The following is an 8,788-nucleotide window of genomic DNA, read 5'->3' as shown; positions in this document are numbered from 1 at the left end:
TATGGGCGCGTTCGTCCGGGGCTGTGACGAACTGAAAGCCAAAACAGGGGCAAGTATTCTGGTGGTTCACCATTCCGGTAAGGATGAAAGCAAAGGTGCAAGGGGTTCCAGTGCCTTTCGTGCCGCGCTGGATGTTGAATACCGGATCAACCGGGAAGGGAAAAAAGGCGGTGCGCTGGTTATGACCTGCACCAAAATGAAAGATGCCGAAGAGCCGGAAACCAAAGCCTATGACATGCGTGTGGTTGAACTCTTTACCGATAAAGACGGTGAGGATATTACGTCACTGGTTCTGGTTGACCGAGCGCGTGATCCGGTTGAGGAGGAGAACATCGGGCATGTCTCCAATAAAACCGATAACCATACAGCATTATGGCAGTGTATTCGGTCACGTACCGCCCTGAAAGAGCCTTGTAGCATTGCCCTTGTCCGTGATGATTTAAAAGCGATGGGCGTGAATGTGAAGAATTTCAGCCGTTGGTTAACCAAGTTAGAGCAAGACGGACTGATTACCCGCAACGGGCAGGAACTCACCATAGTTAACCAGAATAATGAAAATTAAAAAATGAGTAAAAAAGTGAGGAGCAAAAAAGATATTGATTTTTAAGGATAAATAAATCTCAATTCCTCACCTGTTTTTGCAGTGAGGAAAACAAAAAGTGAGGAGAAAAATGAGGAATGGGTGAGGAAGAAAAATCTTTTCTGGCTGGTGTTTTTTCAGCTCTCCAGGGCGAGAGCGTGAGTGCTTAAATTAAAAACAACACGAACAATATCCAAACTATTTTGATGACAGGATGTGTTGGGTTGCTTTAAATTTAATACAATTGAGAGTTATTTTCGCTCCAATTGTGTTCATAAAACGTTCACGCTCTCGCCCTGTTCAGCTCTCCGTGTTCCCAGGTTAATGTATTAGCCCGGGAACACGGAGAAGACAAGCGCAGCGCGTCAGTGCCATCCTACATAGGCCAAAATAATTAGCATCTTATTAATCGAGAATCCCTTTCTGGCAAGCAATCAGTTTAGCACTACAAGCCGTGTACATTCCTTCTAACATGAGGAATCTTCATCAATTTCTTGTAACTGAAACCATGGTAATAAAGTTATTTCGCTATTCCTACCATAGTGAAAACAATCTGCTAGCGTTCCCATATATAAGCCACAATTTGTGCGGTGGTATACATCAAACTTACCGCCATATTATCAGTTAATTCAATAAATCACTCAATATACCAATGACTTTTAGAATCACAATTTTTAGAAATGAGTCTCTCCTGAGAGAAGAAATCCTTAAGATGACTACTCAGGTACTTTCATGAATGAATTTATCATGTAAGTGCAAGTATTTTTGAAATTATAGTTATTACGTGAATTATGTAATTAATGTTTTACATTTTTATTTTTTATTTTTTATAACCTTTGATTATAAACTAACAAATAGATTAAGTAATTTGAATTAATTAAATTTTAAAAATGTATACAATCCGTTTAATATCTGTAAAGTAGAATAATTCATATTGACATGATGAATGAAAATAAGGAGATCACATTTTAACGCTATCTTATAGAATTAAAAACAGATTAAAGTTTAATAAAAATATTATTTAATTACATAAGAATGCATTTCATATTTTGTTTTATAAACACTTAGTTACCAAAAAATCGTGATATTTCATTTATCTGCAATATTGTTATTATGAAAGGGAAAGTAAAGTTATGTTGCCATTAAAATACTTGGCTGTTAATCCATCTAATTATATTCTTCATTCCGCTTATATACCCTCATCGAAGCCGGAAACTCAACGAGCTATTCTGGCTGCCAGCTTGGCTGATGGTAAGTCAATTATTAATAATGATTTACGTTGTCTGGAAACCAGTACAATGAAGGAAGCATGTCGCAATATTGGAGCCAGAATTATTGAGGAGCCGCGAAGATTAATTATTTATGGAACTGGTGGTAAAATCAGTCCTGAAAAAAAAGTCATTGATGCTCTCGGTTCGGGGCTAGTCTTCCGTGTAATAACCGCCCTTACTTGCCACAGTGATACTCCCGCTGTGATATCGGGTGATGCTACTCTCAGAACTCGTGTGATGGAGCCTTTACTGAATTCACTTATTGAATTGGGTGGAAACATTACCAGTGTTCATATGAACGGAAAAGCCCCTTTCATCAATTGGGGAGGGTATATTGGTGGCGAATGCGAAATCGAAGGAAACATTAGTTCCCAATTTATTACAGCAATCCTTTTCGCAGCACCCCTTGCTAAAAAAAGTACTACTATAAAAATCAAAGGGGAAATCCTATCATTATCCTATATTCGACAGACATTAGAAGTTCTTGCAATAGCCGGCATTAAATTTAAGCATAATGAAAATTTCTCCAAAATTACGGTATTTCCTGACGAATATAGTCCTGCTGAATATACAATAACAGGCGATTACACTTCGTGTTCTTACTTGGTTGCGGTGGCAACTTTATTTCCATGTGACCTGATACTTAAAAATATCAATAGTAAGAGCTTGCAAGGTGAGCAGGCTATTCTGACATTTGTTGAAGAAATGGGAGTAGAAGTCATAAGAAATGATCAAAAAAACGAAATTAGGTTGATTAATAGAAAAGGCCTACTAACTGGAAACTATGAATTTAATGTCAGTAATTGCCCTAATATTGTACCTACGCTAGCTTCAATAGGAATCTATGTCAATGGCTGTTTCAGAGTTACCGGGGGATCTATAACCCGTCTTCATAAATCACCAAGAATAAAAGCAATGGTAAATGAGTTACTAAAATTAGGTGTTAACATTCAACCCTTGATTATAAATGATGTTTATGACGGTTTCGAAATTCATGGCGCATCATCCTATTCTGGAAATTGTAGACTTTCTAGTTGGGGGGATCATCGTATTTTTATGTCTTTATTTGTAGCGTCATTACGTTGTCAACAGACTAATTACATTGATGGTTATGAAGATGTCCATTGTTCATTTCCTTCTTTTTTTAAAGAGTTCGAACAACTTGGTATTACATTCAAAGAAATGATTTCCCAATCTGAGTCAGCTTATTAATTTCATTGAGGATATCAATATGAATATCACCAAAAAAATGCACGAACAGGGTTATGTTGTAATACCTGAAATAATAGGCAAAGAAGAGATTAAAACCATCAGGAATTTTTATAAAAAAACCGCTGAGATAAATAATCTTTCAACTCTTCTTCCATCAGACATATTAAAAAACACTGAAATATTTCATGCTATTTTGAATGATAAAGCAGTTACGGCGATCAAGGAGATTTTTGGCAGAACTTTTTCTTTATTCCCTAATTTTACGATTCGGGAAAGTGTTTATATCCCTTGGCACAATGATGCCTATTTTTTACCTGATGAGGTAATAAATCCTGATACACACTTACAATTTATGCAATGTGCTATCTATTTGCAGGATAATGAGCCTGATCATGGAGGGGGAATAACACTAATCCCCTTTTCTCATCGTCTAGATCAAGCCACTGTGAAAAGTATGTTGAATACTCCACAAGCCTACGAAAAAGTTATCATGAGCAAAGCAGGCGATCTTATTCTCTGGGATAACAGAATAACTCACAGAAGCACTTATCCTGATAAGGCACCTGACAACACCAAATTAGCCTTACAATGGACAGTCTCTGCTTCAGAACAACATAACGAGCCATACCTACAGTATCTTCGGGATCGTGCTCAACATAATATGCATGTTTCAGATTATCTCCCCAAAAGCCCAAAACCTTATTTTGCAGATATGCCCAATGTCCGATATCCAGACTCATTTCATGAGGATTCATTAAAAATAATGAAAACGCAGAATATACACTTTATAGGGCTATGAGCCATGACATATTCAAATTATGGACAGAAAGAAAATGGAGCATCTTATATATTGAGGCAGCTACGCCGGTTAGGTGCTTCTCATCTCTTCATGGTGCCAGGTAAGCTCATTAATGCATTCATGAAATGTTACCCGAAAGATAATGATTCAGTATTAGATATTATTCCTGTTCCTGTAGTCACCGCCTGCGAAACGGGGGCTGCTTATATGGCAGAAGGATATGCTCGTGTCTCCGACAATTTTGGTATATGTCTAGCCATTGGTGGTCCTGGTGTTACAAATACTCTGACAGGCATAACTTCCGCCTACACAGATAATTTTCCTGTTTTACTCTTAGCTGGCCAAATTTCTTCAGCAATGGAAATGCACAATGTATTACAGGACAGTACCCAATCTGGAATTAACCAACAAGCCATTTTTTCTCCGGTGACTCGCGCAACATTTGAAGTTAAAGCGGGTCAATCAATCAGCCGATTTCTGAGAGAATCACTCCGGGCAATGAAAGGAATTGAAAGGGGTCCTGTGTATCTGGGAGTCAGTAAGGAAATTTTAAATGAATATGATGAAAATCGCCCCGACATTAGTTCAAGTATTTCTGATTCTTGGAAAAATCGTCCGGTCGATATCAATAAAATACGTTCACCCGAATTTAAAAATTTCATGAGTAAAACCCATAATTGCATCATTCTCGTGGGGTTACGCAGTAAAACATCTGAAACCGCTGATACACTGTTAGCATTTGCAGAAAAGTATCATTTCCCAGTGGCAACAACGCTAAGTGGTAAAGGGATATTTCCAGAAGATCATCCTCTGTCGCTCGGTATTTATGGTTATTCAGGTAGTCCCAGAGCAATTGAAGCATTTAAGAATCCAGAGTTGGAAGGTATTATCTTATTGGGAATGGATACCACTCAGTGGAGTACTATGTTATGGTCTCCAGACTTACAACTTTCGGGTAGAACGATTCAGGTGGATACTAATCCCGAATATCTTGGTAAATACCTTGATATCACTTGTGGGATCACAGCAAACAGTAGTGCATTCTTGGAGGCTCTTGATGAACATTACCCTAATATTCTCATTCAAGGCCGCTCCAAACGGGAGAAATGGTTACAGTATCTCAGTATAATTCCCAAGTATTTCCCTATTGATTTTAGCGCAACAGGCGATGCAACAAAACACCCAGCATCCTATATCAATATCCTCCAGAAACATTTTCCGGAAAATGGAATAGTCAGTGTTGATTCCGGTGCGCACCGATCATTTTTTGGTCATCATTGGATCGCTCGCAGACCTGAAGCGTATATATCAGCAACCACACTTGGCCCTATGGGCTGGAGTATCCCAGCAGGGATAGGAGCCAGCTTTGCTGCTCCAGATAGAAAATGTATGGTTATAACAGGTGACGGTTGTATGTTAATGCAGGGAATGGAGTTAGCCACAGCATCAAAATACCATCGCAATATACTTTTCATTGTCTTTAATAATGCATCTTATGCTGCAAGCTATTTTAATAATAAAGATAACAAAACAGATCTGACAAAAATTCCCGATTATGATTGGTGTCAATTGGCGAGAGGATTAGGGTTAAACTGTTTGTGTGTAAATTCGCCTGTTCAATTACAGGAATGCATTGCCGAAATTATGCAACAGAACAGCCCATTCTTAATCGAAATTAAATGTGATAATCAACACACAACGCCAAATAAAGAATATAACAAACGCATAAAAGCGTTCCCACTCGTATGAAAGGTGAAAAGGCATGAAGTCAAAACTCATTATCATCAATTCGTGCGTTATACTGATATTAGGATTATTTTCTATAGATCTTTATAATCCGGCACTACCTATAATAAAAACCGCACTCGCAATTACTGACAATCAGGCTCAAAGCCTTGTTGTTTATTATCTCGTTGGTTTCGCTATATCCCAACTTTTTTACGGACCTCTCTCCGATAAACACGGACGCATTCCTGTCATTGTATTTTCCTTATTATTTTCCGCTATCGGTAATTATCTGACTTCTACTGCCGGATCATTTCACGCACTATCTCTATTCCGGCTTCTAACCGGTATTGGTGCAGGCGGGTGTCCAGTTATTAGCAGAGCTATACTCAGTGATACTTTCCGGGATAAAACGGAATTATCTAAATCTCTGGCTATTTTTTCGATGGCATCACAAGTTTCGCCTGCTTTTGCACCTGTCATTGGCGGGTATATTACAGAATATCTGCCGTGGAAGTTTAATTTTATAGCCCTTACCATAATGATGCTGATAGGTGCATTTTTTGTAAAAATGACGTTGCCGGAAACATTACCTATGAAATCAACAGATAATGGCCGAATAACAGGTTTTCGAATTCTGTTATCTGACATTAATTTTGTTGTATACAGTGTTGTCTCCGCCGTTTTGTTTGCTATTACCATTGGTTATTTTACTGCCAGTCCTTTCGTATTCCAGACACAATTTGAATTATCTTCATCACAGAATGGATATCTGTTTATGGTTTATTCTGCTGGGATCGTAATAGGTTCGCTGCTGACAAAAAAAGGGTTGTCACATTCCACACCGGAAAGAATTCTGAAAGTTTCACTCCCGTTATTAGTATTATTTACGGCGATGGCGCTTATTTTTATTTATTTTACTCAAATATTGTCGATTAAATTTATCATTATTTATAGTTTTGCGGTAGGGCTAGGATGTGGTCTGTCTTCTCCATTATTACTTGGGATAAGTTTGCATGGACATCCAGAATTGTCCGGAACAGGCAGTGCCTTACAAGGAGCCTTAAAAATGGCCGGAGCAGCCATTGTATTATGGTTTTTCTCTAGTGGGCATACAACAACAGCAGCGGGTTTAATGTGGGGACTTTTCATTCTTGCCTTGATTTGTTTTGTTTTCATTACCTTTACTCTGTATAGGGTATCTGAAACAAAAAATCGGCGCTTATAGAGCAACCAAAATTGATAATATTATCTTCACTATCATACTAACGGAGAGAATATGGATCTTGGAATCGCGGGTCGCTGGGCTGTCATATGTGCAGCCAGCGAAGGTTTAGGATTTGCTTGCGCTGCTGCACTAGTGGCAGAAGGTGTAAATGTTGTTATTAATGCACGAAGATCTGAACAACTGAAAGTGGCGGCACAGCAGCTTCAAAATATAAATTCTGCTATATCCGTAAAATGGGTATCAGGTGACATAACACAATTAGAAATTCAGGATACTGTGCTGAATACACCACCTGTGGTGGATATCCTTGTCACAAATGCGGGTGGCCCACCAACAGGTATTTATTCCGACTGGACTCGTGAAATATGGTATCAGGCCATTAACACTAATATGCTTACTCCAATCAGCCTGATTCAGGCTGTCATGGATAAAATGGTTAGTCGCTGTTTTGGGCGTATTATCAATATTACTTCTGGAACAGTTAAAGCACCTCAAAGTGAGCTGGGATTATCAAACGGAGCACGAGGGGGGCTAACAACTTTCATTAGTGGTCTGGCAAAATCTCATGCGCTGATGAATAATAATGTCACCATAAACAATCTACTACCTGGCGCTTTCGATACCCATCGTCTGAGACAAACATTCGTACAAAAAGCGTCAATATGCGGAGATTCACCGGAAAGTATAGCAATACAACGAAGCCAGAAAATCCCCGCTGGACGGTTTGGTACTCCCGAAGAATTTGGTGCATATTGTGCTTTTTTGTGTAGTAATTATGCAAGTTATATAACGGGACAAAATATCCTTATTGATGGTGGCGCCTATTCCGGTGTTTTTTAAGGCGCTTCCTTCTATATCCCATCATCAAGCAAAAATTTGACCCCGTTCGATTCAATCGATAGAGTATTTAATTGTTATCAATGATCCATAGCCTGCAAGGATCAGCATTAAGCGGCGAAACCAAAACTCCTGTAGCCTGAAAAGGAGAGCTAAATTGCGGTACATCTGCGCACTTTTGGAAGCAGATATCGTCGGATAAATAACCAATGTATCGACGATGAAAGTTTCCCGGTTTCTTTATGCACCGGCTTATCACACATAGGGCAGTAACCTTGCCACGTTCATCTTAACCATTTTACCTTGCATGATCTTTACCCACGCTTTGATTTACGCACGAAAAACGTTCTGAAAACTTCGCGGCGTCACTTGTGTTTGAGCGGAGCGATTACCAAGTGACGCTGCCAAGCGTCAATGTCCAGAGCACGTCCGGTCTGGTTTTACGAACGATTTGAACCCTGTTTTACTCAGTGTCACCAACTTTTCATTGGCATTTTCTGCCTTAATTCACTTATTCCGTTTGTTTTTCACTCACTGCCTTGTAATAGGCCGATGCAGTAAAGAAAGGAGATATCACACGTCACGAATAATGAGGCGTTCATCCTGATCTAATCAGGCGCTGAACGGGGAGTACATCACCGCCGTGCAGAGCACGTAGCGAACTCCTGCAAAAACTCACCGAAATCCTCGCCCTGTATACACATTATCTGACGCACCACGGAATGGTGAACCTAACCGACACGCAGGGAAAATGTTTCGAAATGAGTAAAGTTAGTCTGAAAATCACAGGGGAAATACGAATAGCGAAGCGATCACGAACGAGAACAAACAACAAAGATTGATTAGTCGTCCGTATTATCCCCTGAGTTTATGCGCTCTGAGAGGAGGAATAACCGTTAAACTTAGCCGTTCGATTATTGTGTTAGGTAAAACAATCAGTTAAAGTATTCCTGCCATTGGCAAAATCCGATGGTCGGGGATTCGCAACCCTGTAATGATCAACCCACTGGTAGGATGTTTCTACCAGTGCGCCTGTGTTCGCCTTTTCTATGGCGGTTCAGGTAGGGGAGGCTTCGGCCTCGCCGGATTGGTTGATCTCCGGTATTGCGAACCCTGCTTGAATCGCCACCATTAAA

5 protein-coding genes and 1 pseudogene are annotated in these 8,788 nt (G+C 39.5%); all 6 read left to right on the top strand.

Annotated features, from left to right (window positions below; translation table 11 throughout):
* Positions 1 to 562: pseudogene (locus ABLA85_RS14040) on the top strand (hypothetical protein); the annotation flags it as partial.
* 1,151 nt (positions 563 to 1,713) lie between these two features.
* Positions 1,714 to 3,063 carry a 3-phosphoshikimate 1-carboxyvinyltransferase gene (gene aroA / locus ABLA85_RS14035; protein ID WP_367965032.1) on the top strand — a complete coding sequence of 450 codons (1,350 nt, stop codon included), beginning with the start codon at positions 1,714 to 1,716 and terminating at the stop codon, positions 3,061 to 3,063.
* Positions 3,064 to 3,082: 19 nt separating this feature from the next.
* Positions 3,083 to 3,862, top strand: a complete 780-nt coding sequence (locus ABLA85_RS14030; protein WP_228005761.1) for a phytanoyl-CoA dioxygenase family protein — start codon at positions 3,083 to 3,085, stop codon at positions 3,860 to 3,862.
* Positions 3,863 to 3,865: 3 nt separating this feature from the next.
* A complete protein-coding gene (locus tag ABLA85_RS14025; RefSeq protein ID WP_367965031.1) occupies positions 3,866 to 5,611 on the top strand; it encodes a thiamine pyrophosphate-binding protein in 1,746 nt (581 codons plus the stop codon).
* 13 nt (positions 5,612 to 5,624) lie between these two features.
* Positions 5,625 to 6,815, top strand: a complete 1,191-nt coding sequence (locus ABLA85_RS14020) for a Bcr/CflA family efflux MFS transporter (RefSeq protein ID WP_367965030.1) — start codon at positions 5,625 to 5,627, stop codon at positions 6,813 to 6,815.
* Positions 6,816 to 6,866: 51 nt separating this feature from the next.
* Entirely contained in the window at positions 6,867 to 7,655 is a 789-nt protein-coding gene (locus tag ABLA85_RS14015; protein WP_367965029.1) for an SDR family oxidoreductase, read from the top strand.
* Positions 7,656 to 8,788: the final 1,133 nt, after the last annotated feature.

Origin of the sequence: Xenorhabdus sp. SGI246 (genome assembly GCF_040838225.1) — a bacterium.
GTDB classification, from domain to species: domain Bacteria; phylum Pseudomonadota; class Gammaproteobacteria; order Enterobacterales; family Enterobacteriaceae; genus Xenorhabdus; species Xenorhabdus indica.
This window is presented reverse-complemented; position numbering and strand designations above follow the sequence as displayed.

Bases quoted from the DNA above. Each gene is read 5' to 3' on its own strand.
- ABLA85_RS14030 (WP_228005761.1), top strand. From the start codon at position 3,083: ATGAATATCACCAAAAAAATGCACGAACAGGGTTATGTTGTAATACCT.
- ABLA85_RS14015 (WP_367965029.1), top strand. From the start codon at position 6,867: ATGGATCTTGGAATCGCGGGTCGCTGGGCTGTCATATGTGCAGCCAGC.
- ABLA85_RS14025 (WP_367965031.1), top strand. From the start codon at position 3,866: ATGACATATTCAAATTATGGACAGAAAGAAAATGGAGCATCTTATATA.
- ABLA85_RS14020 (WP_367965030.1), top strand. From the start codon at position 5,625: ATGAAGTCAAAACTCATTATCATCAATTCGTGCGTTATACTGATATTA.
- aroA (WP_367965032.1), top strand. From the start codon at position 1,714: ATGTTGCCATTAAAATACTTGGCTGTTAATCCATCTAATTATATTCTT.